Source organism: Kitasatospora sp. NPDC058965 (assembly GCF_042741245.1).
In the GTDB taxonomy this organism is placed as follows: Bacteria; Actinomycetota; Actinomycetes; order Streptomycetales; family Streptomycetaceae; genus Kitasatospora.
In genome coordinates this window covers 1-16,625 of the sequence record NZ_JBHYKG010000055.1, presented here as the reverse complement: position 1 = coordinate 16,625, position 16,625 = coordinate 1, and the positions used below count along the sequence as shown (strand labels likewise).

At 74.1% G+C, this 16,625-nt stretch carries 19 protein-coding genes and 1 pseudogene; 13 read left to right on the top strand and 7 right to left on the bottom strand.

Going from position 1 to position 16,625, the window contains the following annotated elements; genetic code table 11:
* Nucleotides 1-61 precede the first annotated feature (61 nt).
* The 3 genes from rplT to infC all read right to left on the bottom strand — a co-directional run bounded on the left by rplT (nt 62) and on the right by infC (nt 1,639).
* The gene (gene rplT, locus ACFW1A_RS12295; protein ID WP_380407895.1) at nt 62-457 is read right to left on the bottom strand and encodes a 50S ribosomal protein L20; all 396 of its coding nucleotides are present in this window, start codon (nt 455-457) and stop codon (nt 62-64) included.
* A 104-nt stretch (nt 458-561) separates the two neighbouring features.
* Nucleotides 562-756: a 50S ribosomal protein L35 gene (rpmI, locus tag ACFW1A_RS12290; RefSeq protein ID WP_101379385.1), complete on the bottom strand. Its 195-nt coding sequence runs from the start codon at nt 754-756 to the stop codon at nt 562-564.
* A 136-nt stretch (nt 757-892) separates the two neighbouring features.
* A complete protein-coding gene (gene infC / locus ACFW1A_RS12285; RefSeq protein ID WP_380407925.1) occupies nt 893-1,639 on the bottom strand; it encodes a translation initiation factor IF-3 in 747 nt (248 codons plus the stop codon).
* Nucleotides 1,640-2,028: 389 nt separating this feature from the next.
* Here infC and ACFW1A_RS12280 point away from each other — a divergent pair, with 389 nt between their 5' ends.
* Nucleotides 2,029-2,394, top strand: coding sequence for a DUF1844 domain-containing protein (locus ACFW1A_RS12280; RefSeq protein WP_380407893.1), 366 nt, complete (start codon nt 2,029-2,031; stop codon nt 2,392-2,394).
* Nucleotides 2,395-2,457: 63 nt separating this feature from the next.
* Here the strand turns inward: ACFW1A_RS12280 and ACFW1A_RS12275 are convergent, their stop codons facing one another.
* Nucleotides 2,458-3,192, bottom strand: coding sequence for an SseB family protein (locus tag ACFW1A_RS12275; protein WP_380407891.1), 735 nt, complete (start codon nt 3,190-3,192; stop codon nt 2,458-2,460).
* 49 nt (nt 3,193-3,241) lie between these two features.
* Between ACFW1A_RS12275 and ACFW1A_RS12270 the strand changes: the two genes are divergently transcribed.
* Nucleotides 3,242-4,330 carry a WD40/YVTN/BNR-like repeat-containing protein gene (locus ACFW1A_RS12270; protein ID WP_380407889.1) on the top strand — a complete coding sequence of 363 codons (1,089 nt, stop codon included), beginning with the start codon at nt 3,242-3,244 and terminating at the stop codon, nt 4,328-4,330.
* A gap of 10 nt (nt 4,331-4,340) precedes the next feature.
* Nucleotides 4,341-5,537, top strand: a complete 1,197-nt coding sequence (locus tag ACFW1A_RS12265; RefSeq protein WP_380407887.1) for an amino acid deaminase/aldolase — start codon at nt 4,341-4,343, stop codon at nt 5,535-5,537.
* A gap of 41 nt (nt 5,538-5,578) precedes the next feature.
* Here ACFW1A_RS12265 and ACFW1A_RS12260 read toward each other — a convergent pair whose 3' ends face one another.
* Nucleotides 5,579-6,856 carry a DUF2510 domain-containing protein gene (locus ACFW1A_RS12260; protein ID WP_380407885.1) on the bottom strand — a complete coding sequence of 426 codons (1,278 nt, stop codon included), beginning with the start codon at nt 6,854-6,856 and terminating at the stop codon, nt 5,579-5,581.
* A gap of 195 nt (nt 6,857-7,051) precedes the next feature.
* Between ACFW1A_RS12260 and ACFW1A_RS12255 the strand changes: the two genes are divergently transcribed.
* The 4 genes from ACFW1A_RS12255 to ACFW1A_RS12240 all read left to right on the top strand — a co-directional run bounded on the left by ACFW1A_RS12255 (nt 7,052) and on the right by ACFW1A_RS12240 (nt 10,689).
* The gene (locus ACFW1A_RS12255) at nt 7,052-8,146 is read left to right on the top strand and encodes a cation diffusion facilitator family transporter (protein ID WP_380407883.1); all 1,095 of its coding nucleotides are present in this window, start codon (nt 7,052-7,054) and stop codon (nt 8,144-8,146) included.
* A gap of 5 nt (nt 8,147-8,151) precedes the next feature.
* Nucleotides 8,152-9,036 (top strand): PhzF family phenazine biosynthesis isomerase, encoded by an 885-nt coding sequence (locus tag ACFW1A_RS12250; RefSeq protein WP_380407881.1) that lies wholly within the window; start codon nt 8,152-8,154, stop codon nt 9,034-9,036.
* A 38-nt stretch (nt 9,037-9,074) separates the two neighbouring features.
* Nucleotides 9,075-9,986: a 5'-3' exonuclease H3TH domain-containing protein gene (locus tag ACFW1A_RS12245; protein WP_380407923.1), complete on the top strand. Its 912-nt coding sequence runs from the start codon at nt 9,075-9,077 to the stop codon at nt 9,984-9,986.
* Nucleotides 9,987-10,113: 127 nt separating this feature from the next.
* Nucleotides 10,114-10,689 (top strand): GNAT family N-acetyltransferase, encoded by a 576-nt coding sequence (locus ACFW1A_RS12240; protein WP_380407879.1) that lies wholly within the window; start codon nt 10,114-10,116, stop codon nt 10,687-10,689.
* 121 nt (nt 10,690-10,810) lie between these two features.
* Here the strand turns inward: ACFW1A_RS12240 and ACFW1A_RS12235 are convergent, their stop codons facing one another.
* Nucleotides 10,811-12,001, bottom strand: a complete 1,191-nt coding sequence (locus ACFW1A_RS12235; protein ID WP_380407877.1) for a helix-turn-helix domain-containing protein — start codon at nt 11,999-12,001, stop codon at nt 10,811-10,813.
* Nucleotides 12,002-12,151: 150 nt separating this feature from the next.
* On the opposite strand from ACFW1A_RS12235, the gene ACFW1A_RS12230 reads away from it, so the two are divergent.
* The 5 genes from ACFW1A_RS12230 (at nt 12,152) to eccD (ending at nt 15,338) form a co-directional block, all read left to right on the top strand.
* Nucleotides 12,152-12,517, top strand: a complete 366-nt coding sequence (locus ACFW1A_RS12230; protein ID WP_380407875.1) for a hypothetical protein — start codon at nt 12,152-12,154, stop codon at nt 12,515-12,517.
* A gap of 102 nt (nt 12,518-12,619) precedes the next feature.
* The gene (locus ACFW1A_RS12225; protein ID WP_380407873.1) at nt 12,620-13,102 is read left to right on the top strand and encodes a hypothetical protein; all 483 of its coding nucleotides are present in this window, start codon (nt 12,620-12,622) and stop codon (nt 13,100-13,102) included.
* 187 nt (nt 13,103-13,289) lie between these two features.
* A complete protein-coding gene (locus ACFW1A_RS12220; RefSeq protein WP_380407871.1) occupies nt 13,290-13,646 on the top strand; it encodes a WXG100 family type VII secretion target in 357 nt (118 codons plus the stop codon).
* Between the two features lie 37 nt (nt 13,647-13,683).
* Nucleotides 13,684-13,998 carry a WXG100 family type VII secretion target gene (locus tag ACFW1A_RS12215; RefSeq protein ID WP_380407869.1) on the top strand — a complete coding sequence of 105 codons (315 nt, stop codon included), beginning with the start codon at nt 13,684-13,686 and terminating at the stop codon, nt 13,996-13,998.
* Nucleotides 13,998-15,338, top strand: a complete 1,341-nt coding sequence (gene eccD, locus ACFW1A_RS12210) for a type VII secretion integral membrane protein EccD (protein WP_380407867.1) — start codon at nt 13,998-14,000, stop codon at nt 15,336-15,338. The genes ACFW1A_RS12215 and eccD overlap by 1 nt, the downstream gene beginning before the upstream one ends.
* Nucleotides 15,339-15,367: 29 nt before the next feature.
* Here eccD and ACFW1A_RS12205 read toward each other — a convergent pair whose 3' ends face one another.
* Nucleotides 15,368-16,039: a LuxR C-terminal-related transcriptional regulator gene (locus ACFW1A_RS12205; RefSeq protein ID WP_380407865.1), complete on the bottom strand. Its 672-nt coding sequence runs from the start codon at nt 16,037-16,039 to the stop codon at nt 15,368-15,370.
* Between the two features lie 203 nt (nt 16,040-16,242).
* Here ACFW1A_RS12205 and ACFW1A_RS12200 point away from each other — a divergent pair.
* Nucleotides 16,243-16,625, top strand: a pseudogene (locus ACFW1A_RS12200) (hypothetical protein); the annotation flags it as partial.

Genomic DNA, 16,625 nt, shown 5'->3' with positions numbered 1-16,625 from the left:
TCAAACGCCAGACCCGCAGGCCCCTACGGGAGAGCCTGCGGGTCTGCGGGTGCTACGACGATCAGGCGGCGTCAGCGGCGACCTTGGGCGCGTTGACGTCGGCCGGCAGCGCCTTCTGGGCGGCCTCGACGAGCGCGGCGAAGGCACCCGGGTCGTTGACGGCCAGGTCGGCCAGCATCTTGCGGTCGATCTCGATGCTGGCGGCCTTCAGGCCCTGCACGAAGCGGTTGTAGGTCATGCCGTTGGCACGAGCGGCCGCGTTGATGCGCTGGATCCAGAGCTGACGGAAGTCGCCCTTGCGCTTCTTGCGGTCGTTGTAGTTGTAGACCAGCGAGTGGGTGACCTGCTCCTTGGCCTTGCGGTAAAGGCGCGAGCGCTGGCCGCGGTAACCGCTGGCGCGCTCGAGGATGACCCGGCGCTTCTTGTGGGCGTTCACTGCCCGCTTGACGCGTGCCACTTCATTACTCCTTGGGTTGGACCACGGACTACTTCACGTGGTCCGTCATTCGAATAGGTCGGGAAGGATCAGCCGGGCGCCGCAGTGGGGACCGCGGCGGGCGATCACTTGCCGAGAAGCTTCTTGATCTTCTTGGCGTCCGCGGGGGCCATCTCGGCGGTGCCGGTCAGACGGCGGGTCAGCGTGGAGGGCTTGTGCTCCAGGAGGTGGCGCTTGCCGGCGCGCTCGCGCAGCACCTTGCCCGAGCCCGTGATCTTGAAGCGCTTGCTGGCGCCACTGTGCGTCTTCTGCTTCGGCATGTCGCCGTATCTCCTCGTCGGTCCGCCCCGGCCCGCGTGCTGCCACGCGGGCCAAGGCGCTGGGTGTTTCCGGTCACCGGGGCGGGAGCCCCGGAACCGCGGTGGCCGGATCACTCAGCCCGCCCGAGCCAGTGGCTCAGGCGTCCTGGGCGACCTCGGCCGGCTTGTCGGCCTCGGCGGCGGTGTCGCCGGCCTCGACCTCGTCCTCGGAATCGTCGTCCTCGTCGGCGGCAGCCTCGGCGGCGGCGTTCTCGGCCTCAAGCGCGGCGTCCTCGTCCGCGGCGTCGTCGGCCTCGGCACCGGCGGTCCGGCCCAGGCGCTCGGCCTTGCGGGCGTCCTGCGCGGCGCGGGCCTCGGCCATCGCCTCGGTCTTCTTCTTGTGCGGGCCGAGAACCATGATCATGTTCCGGCCGTCCTGCTTGGCCGAGCTCTCGACGAAGCCCAGGTCCTGGACGTCGTTGGCGAGCCGCTGCAGCAGTCGGAAGCCCAGCTCGGGGCGGGACTGCTCACGACCGCGGAACATGATCGTGATCTTGACCTTGTCGCCCTGCTTGAGGAACCGGACGACGTGACCCTTCTTGGTGTCATAGTCGTGCGGGTCGATCTTCGGCCGGAGCTTCATCTCCTTGATGACCGTGTGCGCCTGGTTCTTGCGCGCCTCACGGGCCTTCATGGCCGACTCGTACTTGAACTTGCCGTAGTCCATGAGCTTGCACACCGGCGGCCGGGCGGTCGCCGCGACCTCGACCAGGTCGAGGTCGTACTCCTGCGCGAGCTCCAGCGCCTTGGCAAGCGGCACGATGCCGACCTGCTCGCCGCTGGGACCGACGAGTCGCACCTCGGGGACGCGAATCCGGTCGTTGATGCGGGGCTCGGTGCTGATGGGGCCTCCTCGGTTGCACCTTCTGCGATGCGGCCGTCAGGCAGGCGGTCGCACGTAGTGGACTTCGACCACTGGGCGGGGCTTCATGCGTGCTGCGCTACCGACGGCACCGCGGCACGAAAAAAGCCCCGCTCGATAACAAGCGGGGCTCCACACGACCGGGGGCGGCGCCCTGGGGCGCTGCGGGCGAGCGGATCATCACTGACTGCTCGCGGACCGGGACCCGTCGACCCGGAGGTCGACCAGGTGGGAGGTGGAACCTCCACTTGCTGGCCGGGCACGGTGAAGCGCCAGGCCGGTCATTGGGAAACTGTACACCACTCGGGGGTGAACCGTCGCCGGGTACGCTGCCAGGGCCAGACTCCCCACCGTACGGAATGAGCCCCACCGTGAGCAGCGAGCCGACCGGAACCGACGAGACCCCCGACTTCGACGACCTGACCCGCGACATCGCGGAGGTGCCGGCGGTCGAGGTGATCACCACCGTCGCGGTCCACCTGATGAGCGCCGCCGCGGTCAAGTGCGGGCTCGCCGAGGGCGGCGAGAAGGACAAGGACCTGGACGAGGCGCGCAAGCTGATCACCGCACTGGCCGGCCTGGTCACCGCCGGGGCGCCGGAGATCTCCAACTTCCACGCCGCCCCGCTGCGCGACGGCCTGCGCTCGCTGCAGCTGGCCTTCCGCGAGGCCTCGCTGGTGCCGGACGCGCCGGGCGCCGGGCCGGGCGAGAAGTTCACCGGCCCCGTCTACTCCTGAGCCGCGCCCGGTCCGCGCTGAGCCGCGCCCGCGCTGCTCCCGGGCCGCGCCCGGCCGCTGCGGCTACCGGTCCCTGAGGTAGAAGGCGCTCCCCGTCGAACCGGCGGGGAGCAGCGCCAGGTCCAGCCCGCGGGCCAGCCGGACCCGCAGCACCGGATCGGCGGCCAGCGCGCCGGCCAGCCGCTGGGCCAGCTCCTGGACCGGGGCGCCCGCCTCCAGTTCCAGCGCCAGCACCGCGTCGGTCTCGCTCCCGGCGCGCAGCTCGGCCCCGGTCACCTGCGGCTCGGCCGCCAGCAGGGCCAGCACCGCGGCCCGGACCTCCTGGTCCTCGACCGGCGGCCGCCAGACCCGGTTCTCCGCCACCGCGCGCATCCGGGCACCGGTCAGCTCGTAGGTCACCGGCCCGGCGGGATCGATCAGCAGCACGTCGGCCTGCTCCGCGTACGCGGTCAGCACCGCCTGCGGGGCCGCCACCGGCGCCGGCCGGGCGCCCGGCTGCCAGGCCTCCAGCGCGGCCAGCGAGGTGAAGGCGGGCAGCGCCCGCCGCCCGTCCGGCGCCTGCAGCACCGGGACCGCCATGTCGCTGGTCTTCTCGTGCTGGTGCCCGTGCGCGTCCACCTCGACCTCGCCGAGCAGGGCCACGATCGGCACCATCAGCCGGGCGCCGGTCAGCAGCTCCAGCACGGCGGGTTCGGTGCGGCGGTCGCGGGCGTAGTCGGCCAGCGCGGCGGCCAGCGCCGGATCGGCGGCGCCGTCGTCGCCGGCGAAGCCGGAGTCGGGGATGTTCTTGCGGTCCACCCGGCGAGCCTAGCCGCTGCGCGCCCGGCCGCCGCGCACAGTGGGTGGCATGACCGAGGTACTGCTGGCGGTCGGCACCGAGAAGGGCCTCTTCCTGGGCCTGAGCTACGGGCGCCGCGACTGGGCGTTCACCGGACCGCACTTCCCGATGAACGCGGTGTACGCGATCGGCATCGACCGCCGGGAGGGGCGCACCCGGATCCTGGTCGGCGCGGACAGCAGCCACTGGGGCCCGTCGGTCTGGCGCTCCGACGACCTGGGCAAGACCTGGAACGAGCCCGAGCGCCCGGCGCTGAGGTTCCCCGAGCACACCGGTGCCTCGCTGACCCGGCTCTGGCAGCTGCAGCCGGCCGGCCCGGAGGCCCGCGGCGTGGTCTACGCCGGGACCGAGCCGGCCGCGCTGTTCCGCTCCACCGACGCGGGCGAGACCTTCGAGCTGGTCGAGCCGCTCTGGGCGCACCCGCAGCGCGAGCAGTGGGGCGAGGGCTTCGGCGGCCAGGGCCTGCACACGATCCTGACCGACCCCCGGGACCCGGACCGGCTGACCGTGGCCGTCTCCTCCGGCGGCGTCTACCGCACCACCGACGGCGGCGCCAGCTGGTCCCCGTCCAACGCCGGGATCCGGGTCTCCTTCCTGCCCGAGGAGTACCCCGAGTTCGGGCAGTGCGTGCACAAGATCGCCCCCGACCCGACCGCCCCGGACCGGCTGCTGCTGCAGAACCACGGCGGCGTCTTCCGCAGCGACGACGCGGGCGCCCACTGGCACCCGGTGGAGACCGGCCTGCCGGCCGTCTTCGGCTTCGCGGTGGCCGCGCACCCGCGGCGCGCCGGGGTGGCCTACCTGGCCCCGCTGGAGGCCGACTACATGCGGATGCCGCCCGGGCGGCGCTGCCGGATCTACCGGACCGAGGACGGCGGCGCCCACTGGGAACCGCTGGGCAACGGACTGCCGGACGACGACCACTACGGCGTGGTGCTGCGCGACGCACTGCGCTGCGACGACGCGGACCCGGCCGGGGTCTACTTCGGCAACCGCAACGGCGAGCTGTACGCCAGTGCGGACGAGGGCGACAGCTGGCGGCTGCTCGCCTCGCACCTGCCGGACGTCCTGTGCGTGCGGGCCGCGGTGGTCGGCTGAGGCCGGTCCGGTGACGGCGGTCGGCGGTGACCGGGCCCGCTACGACCGGGCCACCGCGCACCTGGAGGCGCCGCTGGCGGTCGTGGACCTGGCCGCCTTCGACGCCAACGCCGCGGACCTGGTGCGCCGGGCCGGCGGCAAGCCGATCCGGGTGGCCAGCAAGTCGGTGCGCTGCCGCGCCCTGCTGGAGCGGGCGCTGGCCCGGCCGGGCTTCGCCGGGATCATGAGCTTCACCCTCGCCGAGTCGATCTGGCTGGCCCGGTCCGGCTTCACCGACCTGCTGCTCGCCTACCCGTCCACCGACCGGGCGGGCTTCGCCGAGCTGACGGCGGACCGGGAGCTGGCCGGGCGGATCACCGTACTGGTGGACGACCCGGCGCAGCTGGAGCTGATCGAGCGGGCCCGCGGCGGCGGCTGCGAGGTGCGGGTCTGCCTGGAACTGGACACCGCGCTGCACCTGCTCGGCGGCCTGGTCCGGATCGGCGCCCGGCGCTCCCCGCTGCGCACCCCCGCGGACCTGGTCGCGCTGGCCGAGCTGGTGCGGCGGCGGCCCGGGTTCCGGGTGGTCGGGCTGCTGGCCTACGAGGGCCACGTGGCCGGGGTGGGCGACCGGCTGCCGGGCCGTCCGGTCCGCTCCCGGACGGTCCGGCTGGTGCAGGCCCGGGCGCGGGCGGAGCTGGCCGGGCGGCGGGCCGCGGTGGTCCGGGCGGTGCGCCGGGTGGCCGAGCTCGAGTTCGTCAACGGCGGCGGCACCGGCAGCGTGCACAGCACCGCGGCGGAGGCGGCGGTGACCGAGGTCGCGGCCGGCTCCGGGCTCTACCACCCCCGGCTCTTCGACAACTACCGCGCGTTCCGCGGCCGGCCGGCCGCGCTCTTCGCCCAGCCGGTGGTGCGCCGGCCCGGGGCGGGCGTGGTCACCGTGCTGGGCGGCGGCTACCCGGCCTCCGGTGCGGCGGGCCGGGACCGCTCCCCCGTGCCGTACCTGCCGGCCGGGCTGCGCTACGACCCGCAGGAGGGGGCCGGCGAGGTGCAGACCCCGCTGCTCGGGGCGGCGGCGGACCGGCTGCGGATCGGCGACCGGGTCTGGTTCCGGCACGCCAAGGCGGGCGAGCTGTGCGAGCGGTTCGCCGAGCTGCACCTGGTGTCGGGGGACACCGTGGTGGCCACCGTGCCGACCTACCGGGGCGAGGGGAAGACGTTCCTGTGAGCGGGGGCCCGCCCGGGCGGCGGGCCCCCGCTGACGGCGGCTCAGGTGGTGGTGCCGTCGCCCGTACCGGTGCCGGTGCCGCCACCGCCGCTGCCGTTGCCCAGGCGCTTGCCGGTGAAGTCCTTGATCCCGCTCACGATGCTGTCCATCTGGGAGACCGCCGGCGCCTTGTCCGCCTGGTCGAAGCCGAGCCGGACCGCGACCAGGCCCTTGCCGTCGGCGGTCGGGAAGACCACCGACTCGACCGTGCCGCTGTTGCCCTGGCTCGCGGTGATCTGCCAGCGGACCAGGTAGCCGCTGCGGCCGGCCACGGTGACCGCCTCGGACTTGAGCTCCTGGTGCGAGGTGCTGTTCGGGTACGACTCCTCGGCCGCCTTGACGATGTCCGCCTTGGCCGCCGCCTGCGCGTCCTGGCCGGCGACCTGGACGGTGTTCACGCCGCCCAGCGAGCAGGTGGCGTTGGCGTCGGCACCGCTCCCGCTGCCGCTGCCGGCCGGGCACTGGTAGGTGCCGATGGTCAGGTAGGCGGTGCCGTCGTTGGCGGTGCCGCCCTGCCAGCCGCTGGGGATCGGCAGCGCGACGCCGTCGGCCAGGTCGATCGCGGTCTTCGCGTTCTTCCCGCCGGGCAGGCCGGGCATCCCGGGCAGGCCCGGGAAGCCGTAGCCGTTCCCGCCGCCGTTGCCGTTGCCGCCGGGTCCGTTGCCGTTGCCGCCGCCGTTGCCGCCGGATCCGTTGCCGCCCGATCCGTTGCTGCCGTCGGAGGAGCCGCCGCCACCGTTCCCGGTGCCGTTCCCCTGGCCGCGCTTGTGCTTCCCGAGGAAGTCCTGGGACGCCACCGCGCGCTGGTTGCGGTCGTGGTGGTCCACCGCGAGGTAGGTCACCCCGGAGCCGACCGCCAGACCCAGCACACCGGCCACCGCCGCGGCCACCACCACGGGCTTGCGCAGCTTCGTCAGCAGCGCGGGCCTCTTCGGCGGCACGGGGGCGCCGGCGCCCCAGGCGAACTCGCCGTCGCCGGGGCCGGCCGGGCCGCCGGGCGCACCGGGTGCACCGGGCGCCTCCGCGCCGGACTCGGCCTGCACCGTGCCGGTGGGCTCGGCGGGCATCTCGGGGTAGCGGACGGCGCCCTCCTCGACCAGCTCGCCCCGGATCACCTTGGTGGCGTCCAGCACGGCGGTGTCCTCGAGGTCGGCCGCGCCCTGGGCCGGGCGGGTCCGGGCGGTCCAGCCGGTGCCGTCCCACCAGCGCTCGGGCCGGGGGACCGTAGTGGTGTCCTTCGGGTCCGGGTACCACCCGGCCGGAATCTTCGCTTCGCTCACATCAGGAAATGTATGGGCCCGCGGATAAACGCGATATCAAGCGGACCGTCGAATCGGGCGATTTCGCATGAGATTACGGTGAGAGTCGGCGCGCAACGCGGAACGACAACGGTCACCACTGCAGCCTTTGGATCTTTGTCCAATCTGAGGTTCACTTCCGTGCAGGACGAGCCGCCGCTTCAGGAGAGGACCGCGATGGCCGGGAACCGCGATCACGACCAGGTCGACCACGGCCACGACGGGCACGGCGGACACGCGCACGAGCACGACGGACACGGGCACGACGGACACGCGCACGGGCACGGCGGGCACGGCGGCCACTCGCACGGCGTCGCCGCCGACGCCGACCGGCGCTGGCTGACCAGCGCGCTCGCACTGATCGTGGTCTTCATGGCCGCCGAGGTGGTGGTCGGCTTCGCCGCCCACTCGCTGGCCCTGATCTCCGACGCGGCGCACATGCTCACCGACGCGGCCTCGATCGTGCTCGCCCTGGTCGCCATGCGGCTGGCCGCCAAGCCCGCCCGCGGCGGGTACACCTACGGCCTCAAGCGCGCCGAGATCCTCTCCGCGCAGGCCAACGGCGTCACCCTGCTGGTCCTCTCCGCCTGGCTGGGCCACGAGGCGGTGCGCCGGCTGATCGAGCCGCCCGCGGTGCAGGGCGGGCTGGTGCTGGTCACCGCGCTGGTCGGGGTCGTGGTGAACATCGCGGCCGCCTGGTGCATGTCCAAGGCCAACCGGAGCTCGCTGAACGTCGAGGGCGCCTTCCAGCACGTCCTCACCGACCTGTACGCCTTCATCGCCACCGCGGTGGCCGGCCTGATCATGCTGACCACCGGCTTCGCCCGGGCCGACGCGATCGCCTCGCTGATCGTGGTGGTGCTGATGCTCAAGGCGGGCATCGGCCTGGTCCGCGACTCCGGCCGGATCTTCCTGGAGGCCGCCCCCGCCGGGGTCGACCCGGACGCCCTGGCGGACCGCCTGGTGGACGCCCCGCTGGTGGAGGAGATCCACGACCTGCACGTCTGGGAGATCACCTCGGGCCAGCCGGCGCTGTCGGCGCACATCCTGGTCGCGCCCGGCGGCGACTGCCACGCCGTCCGCCGCGAGCTGCAGCGCCGGCTCCGCGAGGAGTACCGGATCACCCACACCACGCTCCAGGTGGACCACGTGGGCGAGGACGACGAGCAGGACCTGCTGCAGATCACCGACCCGGCCGCGGCCGGCGCCGCTGCCGACCACTGCGCGGACTCGCACGGTCCGGTGCACCGCAGCGGGCCGCACCCGCACTGATCGGAATGCGGGCGGGCGGCGGCGCGTTGCGGTCGATCATGACGACTCCGCTGCACTACGCCGCTTTCACCACCGATCCCGCCGGCGGCAACAAGGCCGGCGTGGTCCCGGCCGCCGACGGGCTGACGGACCCGCAGATGCTGGCCCTCGCCGCCGAGCTGGGCTACTCGGAGACCGCCTTCCTGGTCGCCGACCCCGCGGTGGGCGAGCGCGGCTACCGGGTGCGGTACTTCGCGCCGACCCTGGAGGTGCCGTTCTGCGGCCACGCCACGGTGGCCGCGGCCGTCGCGGTGGCCGAGCGGGAGGGTCCCGGCGAGCTGGTCTTCGCGACGAAGGCCGGCACCGTCCCGGTCAGCGTCACCCCCGGGCCGGACGGCGTGCTGCGCGCCACCCTCACCAGCGTCGAGCCGCACCAGGACGAGGTGCCGGCCGCCGACCTCGCCGAGGCGCTCGCCGCCCTCGGCTGGCCGGCCGCCGACCTGGACCCCGCCTTCCCGCCCCGCTACGCCTACGCCGGCGCCCGCCACCTGGTGCTGGCCGCCGCCACCCGCGAGCGCCTCGCCGACCTCGACTACGACTTCGACCGGCTGGCCGCCTTCATGACGGCCCGTGACCTGATCACCCTGCAGCTGGTCTGGCGCGCGTCCGAGACCGTCTTCCACGTCCGCAACCCGTTCCCGGTCGGCGGCGTGGTCGAGGACCCGGCCACCGGCGCCGCGGCCGCCGCCTTCGGCGCGTACCTGCGCGAGCTGGGCCTGGTCCCGGCCGAGGCGCGGCTGACGCTGCACCAGGGCGAGGACCAGGGCAGCCCGGGCGAGCTGCTGGTCGAGCTGCGCGCGGGCGACTCCCGGGTGCGCGTCTCCGGCGCGGCGGTGCGCCTGCCCGGCTGATTGTCGGCGCGGTGCGGGATGATCGTGCGGTGACCCTGATGCTGCTCGACACCGCCAGCCTCTACTTCCGGGCCTACTTCGGCGTCCCGGAGTCCGTGAAGGCCCCGGACGGCACCCCGGTGAACGCCGTCCGCGGCCTGCTCGACTTCATCACCCGGCTGGTCCAGGACCACCACCCCGACCGGCTGGTCGCCTGCATGGACGCCGACTGGCGCCCGCAGTGGCGGGTCGACCTGGTCCCCTCCTACAAGACGCACCGCCTGGCCGGGGCGAGCGAGGTGGCGGAGGAGATCCCGGACACCCTCTCCCCCCAGGTCCCGGTGATCGAGCAGGTGCTGGACGCGCTCGGCATCGCCCGCGTCGGCGTGGCCGGCTACGAGGCGGACGACGTGATCGGGACCCTGGCCACCGCCGCCACCACCCCGGTCCGGATCGTCACCGGCGACCGGGACCTCTTCCAACTGGTCGACGACGCCCGCGGCGTGCAGGTCGTCTACCCCCTCAAGGGGGTCGGCAACGCCCAGGTGATCGACGAGGCCGCGCTGCGCGAGAAGTACGGCGTCACGGGCACCGAGTACGCCGACATGGCCGCCCTGCGCGGCGACCCCAGCGACGGCCTCCCGGGGGTCAAGGGCATCGGCGAGAAGACCGCCGCCCAACTCATCCGCGAGTACGGCGACCTGGCCGGCATCCGCGCCGCCGCCGCCGACCCCCTCTCCAAGCTCACCCCCGCCCGCCGCAAGAACATCCTCGAAGGCGCCGCCTACCTCGACGTCGCCCCCACCGTCGTCCGCGTCGCCACCGACGTCCCCCTCCCCGACTTCGACCCACTGCTCCCCCACGAGCCCCTCGACCCCATGACCCTCGAAGCCCTCACCATCCGCTGGGGGCTGGGCACCTCCCTCACCCGCCTCCTCGACACCCTCGCCCAGGACGGAACGAACACCTGAGGCCCGGCCCCGGCGTGTCCCGCTCCCCCGGTCCGACCGGAGTCCGGACCGCCGGCGGCGGTTACCGTGACCGGGCCGTCCGCCCGCCCCGGGCCGGACACGCCCGTGCCACCAGGAGGACCACCGCGTGACGATCGAGCTCCGCCACCACACCGCCCTCGGCGTGCAGACCCGCCAGGACCTGCTGGACGTCTACGCCGATGTCCGCGCGCCCTTGCTGCACCTGGCCAACTACGGCATCGAGGCGTTCACCGAGCGCCTCGACCGGCACGCCGACGAGCCCGGCTTCGAACTCGTCCTCGGCTACGACGGCGACGTCCCGGTCGGCTACGCCTACGGCAACACCGTCGACGCCGGCGACCGCTACTGGAAGCGCATGGCCGAGCCACTGCCCGGGGGATTCACCGACTCCCTCGTGCTGGCCCTCAAGGAGATCGGCGTCCGCATCCCCTGGCGGGGCACCGGCACCGCCCGCCGCCTCCACGACGAACTCCTCGCCCACCGCGCCGAGGACCGCGTCACCCTGATGGTCAATCCGCTCGCCGGCGACGGCAAGGTCCAGGCCCTGTACGAGTCCTGGGGATATCACGCCTTCAACAGCCAGGAGCCGACGGCCGACTCGCCCCGCCTCGTCGTCATGGTCCGCCCGCGCCGACTCCGGCGCAGGAGCGTTGCCGTGTCCAGCGTGATCGTCGGCGGCTGACGCAGCGGGCCCGCCGACACGGCACGGTCCGGGGCTTCTCCGTGGCTCTGGCCGCGGGCTCCGGTCCGGCCCGCGGTTCTCGATCGAGGACCGGTTCGGCAACGTGATCCGGCTGCCCGGCTCAGGCGAAGGTCACGACGGCTGCCATCCACTGGTGGTCGCAGGTACCGACGGCCGCGTAGGCACCGGCAGCGGTGACCGTCTTGTAGCCGGTGGCCAGTTGGTCGTCGGAGACGAAGAGCGTCGGCAACGGCGTGAACCCGTCCGCCCAGGTCGCTGCCGCGCCTCCCTGGACACCTGCGACGCCGAACACCAGCCTCGGACCGGTGCCGGTGCTCGGGGTCGCTCCGGAGTTGAAGTCCGTGCCCTTCGACCCGTTCGCGGCGGCATGCTGATCCACCGTCGTGATGTTCGCCAACTCATCCACGACCACGTGCTGTTCACCGGTCGACGGGTAGCTGAGGACGATCGTGTCGGCGGTGGACAGCGCCTTGGCCGCGGTCGCCGTGAAGACCAGGGTGCGGTCGCTCGCCGCGCCGTCGTTCTGATCGGTCGCCGTCGTGTAGGCGTTGCCCTGACTGTCGGTCACCGCGACGGTCCCGGGGTGGGTGTTGGTGAGCATCACCGGCACCACCAAGGTGTCCCCCGCTGCGACCGTCCGCCTGACCTGCACTGTCGTCGACGTCTGGTAGGCCGTCCCGCTCCCCGAGCCGACCCGGCCGACGTAGCTCGGCGCCGCCGCCGTGGCGGGGGCGGCGGTGGGGGTGGCCCGGTGCACGGTGGCGAGCACCACGGCTGCACCGATCAGCACGCCGGCGGTCAGCATCGCCAGGTGGGTGAGGAGGAACCGCCGCTGCCCCCGGGCGCGGTGCGGCGGGGCGGGCTCCGCCGGCATCGCCGGTCCGGGTGGCGCGACGTCGACGACCAGGTCGTCCGGCTCCCGCACCGGCTCCCGCACCGGCTCGGGCCCGGGCTCGGGCTCGGGCTCGGGCTCGGGCGCTGGGCTCTCGAAGCACTCGGGGCCGTCAGGTGCCGACGCGGCGCGCGCGGCCGCCGTCCAGCGCCGGTGCCACTCCTCCTCGCTGCCCCCGCAGGCCCGGACGTAGCTCCTGGTGGTGGGCCAGGAGGGCAACCGGGCGCCGGACGCCGCCTCGTACAGCGTGGTGTGGGATATCGCTCCGGTGGCGCCGGCCATCGCCCGGAAGGACGGCTTGCCCGCCTCCAGCCGCAACTGACGCAGTGCGGCGGCGAAGTCCGCCGCCGCCGCCCGCCGCTGGGCCGCGGCCCCGGCATCCGCTCCGGACGTGCTCATTCGGCGTTCCCCCGTTGTTCGATGTTGTCAGAACCCCGTCAGGGGCTACCGAACAGCTGACGGATCCCCCGGAATGGGCCTCGCTACTCCGGAAGGCGGTCACGGATTCGTCCCGACCGCTGCACCGGTCCGACGACGAAGGAGCACACAGTGCTGCGTAAGACGATCGCGACCCTGGCCCTTGCCGCGGCGGCCACGGCGGGCGTGGTGACGGCGGGCCCCGCCCAGGCCGCCCAGGGCCACTGCATCAGCGGCCCCCGAAGCGGCTGGTACCTCTGCCAGGGCAGCGCCTCGTACCACAACGTCGGGGGCATCCGGTACTCCGTGGTCAACTTCAGCCTCAGCACCGGCGGCGACGACACCCAGGTCCGGCTCTACGCGAACTCGTTCAGCGGTGCGTCCAGCCTCGTCACCGAGCGGGACTCGTCCACGATCTTCGACGACACCTACATGGGCAGCAGCTCGAGCCTCTGCATCAGCGAGGGCACCACCAAGTGGCACGCCTGCGTGAACTGAGTCCCCGCACCACCCGAACCTGACCGCGAAGGGCCGGGGCGCGTCCACCGCACCCGGCCCTTCGCCGCGCCGCCCCTCCCACTCCGACCCGAGGAGACCCTCATGCGCCGCACTGCCCTGGCCGTCGCCACCGCCGCCCTCGCCCTGAGCGGAGTCGCCGTCAACACCGGTGTCGCCAACGCCGCCGGCCCCGGCGACGGGTGCGACTACAGCACGACCGTGAGCCACGCCCAGTACCTGTACTTCGGCGACACCTACATCGGCCGGGTCGACCTGGTGTACTCCCCCGCCTGCCGCAAGACCGCCGCCCACTTCAAGGGCGCCACCGCCTGGATGAACACCAGCGGCTCGGTGGTCACCCTGCAGGTCATCGACGACACCGCCGGCGGATCGACCCTGCTGGGCGACCGCGTCTCCACCAACGCCCACAGCGACACCTACTCCTACGGCGTCGGCATCGACCAGGACGCCCGAACCTTCGGTGCCGAGGCCACGGTCGACGGCGGCTGCGTCATCTTCAGCGACGCGCACAACTTCAACACCGGGGCGAACAGCGGCACGGGGAACACCACGTACCACTGCTGACCCGCGACGCGGGCGCCGCACCGACGGTTCCACGATGACCTGCGCCGGGGCACGGGTCCCGGGACGGCGCCCCTCCCGTACGCCCCCGACGTCCCGCGGGGGACGCACAAATCGGTGACTGGAGGCGTCCCTCGGCCCTGCGGCAGGCTGAGCCCGTAATCCGGGCGGCGAAGCGAGAGGGCCGGGGATGACCAGCCAGAGCAGCAGTACGGGCACGGGTGGCGGGACGATGGCCGGCTACCGGGTCACGCCGGACGACGTCGCGGCGGCGTCGGCGTACGTCGCCGGGCAGGCCGCGGACATCGACGCCAAGATCGCGGTGCTGCGCACCTACGTCGCGGGTCTGGGCAACCACTGGCAGGGGTCGGCGCACACGGCGTTCGAGACGCTGATGGCCGACTACGACGTCTACGCCCGGATGATGCACGACGCACTGACCGACATCGCGTCCGGGCTGCGCGGCACCTACGTCAACTACGCGGAGTCGGAGCAGGCGAACATCGCCGGCCTCCAGCAGGTGCAGCTGCCGCCTGCCTCGTTCTGACGACCAGTCCCCGCGATTCCGCGACAGGAGCACCGCGATGAGCTTCTCCGACACCGTCCCGATCAGCGTCCAGCAGGAGTTGGAGGGCGCCGGGCCGTACCTCAACGCACAGGCGGCCGACATCTCGGACGAGCTGAACCGGCTGGCCCAGTACCTGAACCAGCTGCCCGAGATCTGGCAGGGTGCCGCCTCCGGCTACTACCAGGGGCTGCAGGCCGAGTGGAACCAGGCCGCCGAGGGGCTGTTCGGCCCTGACGGGGTGCTGGGCCAGATCTCCCGCGCGCTGAACGTCAACTGGGCCAACTACAGCGACGCCGAGTGGGCGAACTCCCGCACCTGGAACCACACCTGATGGCGGATCGGCACACCCGTGTGACGGTGGTGGGGGAACAGCGGCGGGTCGACCTCGCGCTGCCCGCGGACGCCCCGATCGCCGAGTACGTCACGATGCTCGCCCAACTGTGCGGCGAGGAGGAGTTGGAGGCGCTGCCGGCGGCCTGGTCGCTGGCCCCGCCCGGCGGCCGCCCGCTCTCCCCGGTCTCCTCGTTGCGGGCCGCCGGGGTGGTGGACGGCCAGCTGCTGTACCTGCGGGACGCGGCCGAGGGCGAGTTCGAGGAGCCGCTGGTCCGTGACGTCGAGGAGCTCGTCGCCGATGCCGCCGACTCCTTCGGCGACCTGCGCTGGACGGCGCGCGGCCGGGCCGCCACCACGGCCGCGCTCGGCGCGGTCTGGGTGGCCGCCGGGTGCCTGGCGGCCGCGCTGACCGGCGGCCGGTCGGCCACGGCGGGCGGGCCGACGGCGCTCGGCGCGGGACTCGTCCTGCTGCTCACGGCCTGGGTGCTGCGCCGCGCCGGTGCGGCGGTGCCGCGCCGGCTGGCCCTGTCCTGCGCCCTCGGTGCGGTCCCCTGCCTGGCGGTGGCCGGGTGGTTCCTGCCGCACGCGCACGGCGGCAGCCCGCTGGCGGCGGCGCTGGGTGCGGTGGTCGGCGCCGGGGCGGCGCTCGGGGCCGTGCCCTGCGTGGCCTCCGCGGCGGTGCTGCTGTTCGGCGCGGTGGCGGCGGCCGTGGTCGGTCTGCTGACCGGTCTGCGTGCGGACGCCGTCGAGGACGCCGCCGCGGTGGCGGTGGCCGGATACGCACTGCTGCTGCTCGCGCCTTGGCTGGCCGCACAGTTGGCCGCCCTCGGGCTGGAACCGGAGCCGGCGGAGCAGGCGGACGACGTGGTGCTGGCCATGGTGCGCCGGGCCCGTACCGTGCTGCTGCACTGGACCCTCGCCGTCTCGCTCGTGCTCGGCGCCGCGCTGGCCGTGCTCGGCGCCTCACCCGGTGGCTACCCGCCCGCGCTGGCCTGCTGCCTGGCGGTCGCGGCGCTGCTGCGGGCCGGCACCTTCCGGCTGCTGCCCGAGGTCGTCCCGGTGGTCGCGGCGGCCGCCGCGGGCCTGTTCAGCGCGCTGCTGGCCGCCCCGGCCCAGCTGTCCGCGCCCGGCTGGACCGGTCCGGTCGGGGTCACCGTGGTGGGTGCGCTGCTGCTCGGGTCCGGTGCCGTGCCGGCCCTGCGGCGCCCGGCGGAGCTCCCGAAGCGGTCGGCGGCGGTGACGATGCTGGGCACCCTCTGCGGGGTCGCCGCGGTGCCGCTGGCCCTCGGGGTCTTCGGGGTGTTCGGCTACCTGACCGCGTTCGGGCACCACCTGTGACCGCGGGCCCGGGCCGCCGGCCCGCCGGGTCAGGCCACGGCCGCGGAGCGCAGCGCGCCGTGCGCCCGGGCGGCCGGGCCGTGCTCGGCCAGATAGCCCAACTCGATGGCCTTGCGGGTCAGTTCGGCCTTGTTGCCGGCATTGAGCTTGGCCCGGACCCGCTTCACGTAGGTGTTGACGGTGGCCGCGGTGAGGCCGAGCCGGCTGGCGATCTGGCCGTGCGTGTACCCGTCGGCGATCAGCCGCAGCGTCTCCACCTCACGGCGGGTCAGCACCTGGCTCTCGGCCGCCGCCCGGCGGCCGAGTTCGAAGCGCAGGTGGGGGGCCAGGCCGGCGGCGAGGTAGAAGCCGCCGCGGGCCACCATCTCCACGGCCGTCAGGAACTCGGCGTCGTCGGTGTGCCTGGTCACGCAGCCGTGCGCGCCCGCGGTCAGCGCCGCCAGCAGCTCGCCGCGCTCGCCCGACGGGGAGATGACCAGGACGGCGCTGTCGACGCTCAGCGCGCCGATGACGCGCAGCGCGCTCTCGGCGGGGTACTGCGCGAGGTCCAGCACGATCACGTCGGGAGCGGGCGCGGCGAGGGCCACCTGGTCCGCCGAGCCCACCGAGAGGACGACCTCCAGTTGGGGACTGCGGGCGAGCACCTGCTCGATCCCGATCCGGGTGAGGCGGTGGTCCTCGACGATTCCAACGGTCGGCACAGTCAGCCTCTCCCCTTGTCGGCTTCGGGCCCGTCCGGTCCGATCACCGCCCGGAGGAGCACGTCCTCCAGGTTCTACCACCGCCCGTGTGCGCCCGGGTGGGCACGCGGACGCACGCTGCCCCATCGGGCACGCGGGCGGCAGTCCGGGACCACGGCGCCACCAGCGCCGACCGGATCACGTTTTCCACGGGAGATGGGTCGATGAGCGAGCCCCAGCAGCAGGACGGCACGGACCGGCGCAGCCTGGTCGAAGCCTTCGTCAACGAGGTCCGGGGTCCGGACGGCCGCGCCCGGGTGGGCCCGCGGGCCCTGGCGGTCGGTCTGGCCGTGGTCGTGGTCGGGGCCGCGGCCGTCGGCCTCGGCATGACGGCCGGTCACGGGGGCCACGGCGCCGAGCCGGCCGCGGCGGGCCGCCCCACGCCCACGCCGTCGGCGCCCGGCACTGCGGCGTCGGCCCCGGGCGCCCCCGGTGCCACCGGCGGCGCACCGGCCCAGCCGGTCGGCCAGACGTCGGACGGGCTCCCGGCCGGCGGCGGCGCACCCGCGGGCGGCACGGGCAGCACGGGAGGCACGGGCGGCACGGG

Bases quoted from the DNA above. Each gene is read 5' to 3' on its own strand.
- rpmI (WP_101379385.1), bottom strand. From the start codon at position 756: ATGCCGAAGCAGAAGACGCACAGTGGCGCCAGCAAGCGCTTCAAGATC.
- ACFW1A_RS12270 (WP_380407889.1), top strand. From the start codon at position 3,242: ATGACCGAGGTACTGCTGGCGGTCGGCACCGAGAAGGGCCTCTTCCTG.
- ACFW1A_RS12255 (WP_380407883.1), top strand. From the start codon at position 7,052: ATGGCCGGGAACCGCGATCACGACCAGGTCGACCACGGCCACGACGGG.
- ACFW1A_RS12250 (WP_380407881.1), top strand. From the start codon at position 8,152: ATGCGGGCGGGCGGCGGCGCGTTGCGGTCGATCATGACGACTCCGCTG.
- ACFW1A_RS12245 (WP_380407923.1), top strand. From the start codon at position 9,075: ATGCTGCTCGACACCGCCAGCCTCTACTTCCGGGCCTACTTCGGCGTC.
- ACFW1A_RS12235 (WP_380407877.1), bottom strand. From the start codon at position 12,001: ATGAGCACGTCCGGAGCGGATGCCGGGGCCGCGGCCCAGCGGCGGGCG.
- ACFW1A_RS12225 (WP_380407873.1), top strand. From the start codon at position 12,620: ATGCGCCGCACTGCCCTGGCCGTCGCCACCGCCGCCCTCGCCCTGAGC.
- ACFW1A_RS12220 (WP_380407871.1), top strand. From the start codon at position 13,290: ATGACCAGCCAGAGCAGCAGTACGGGCACGGGTGGCGGGACGATGGCC.
- ACFW1A_RS12215 (WP_380407869.1), top strand. From the start codon at position 13,684: ATGAGCTTCTCCGACACCGTCCCGATCAGCGTCCAGCAGGAGTTGGAG.
- eccD (WP_380407867.1), top strand. From the start codon at position 13,998: ATGGCGGATCGGCACACCCGTGTGACGGTGGTGGGGGAACAGCGGCGG.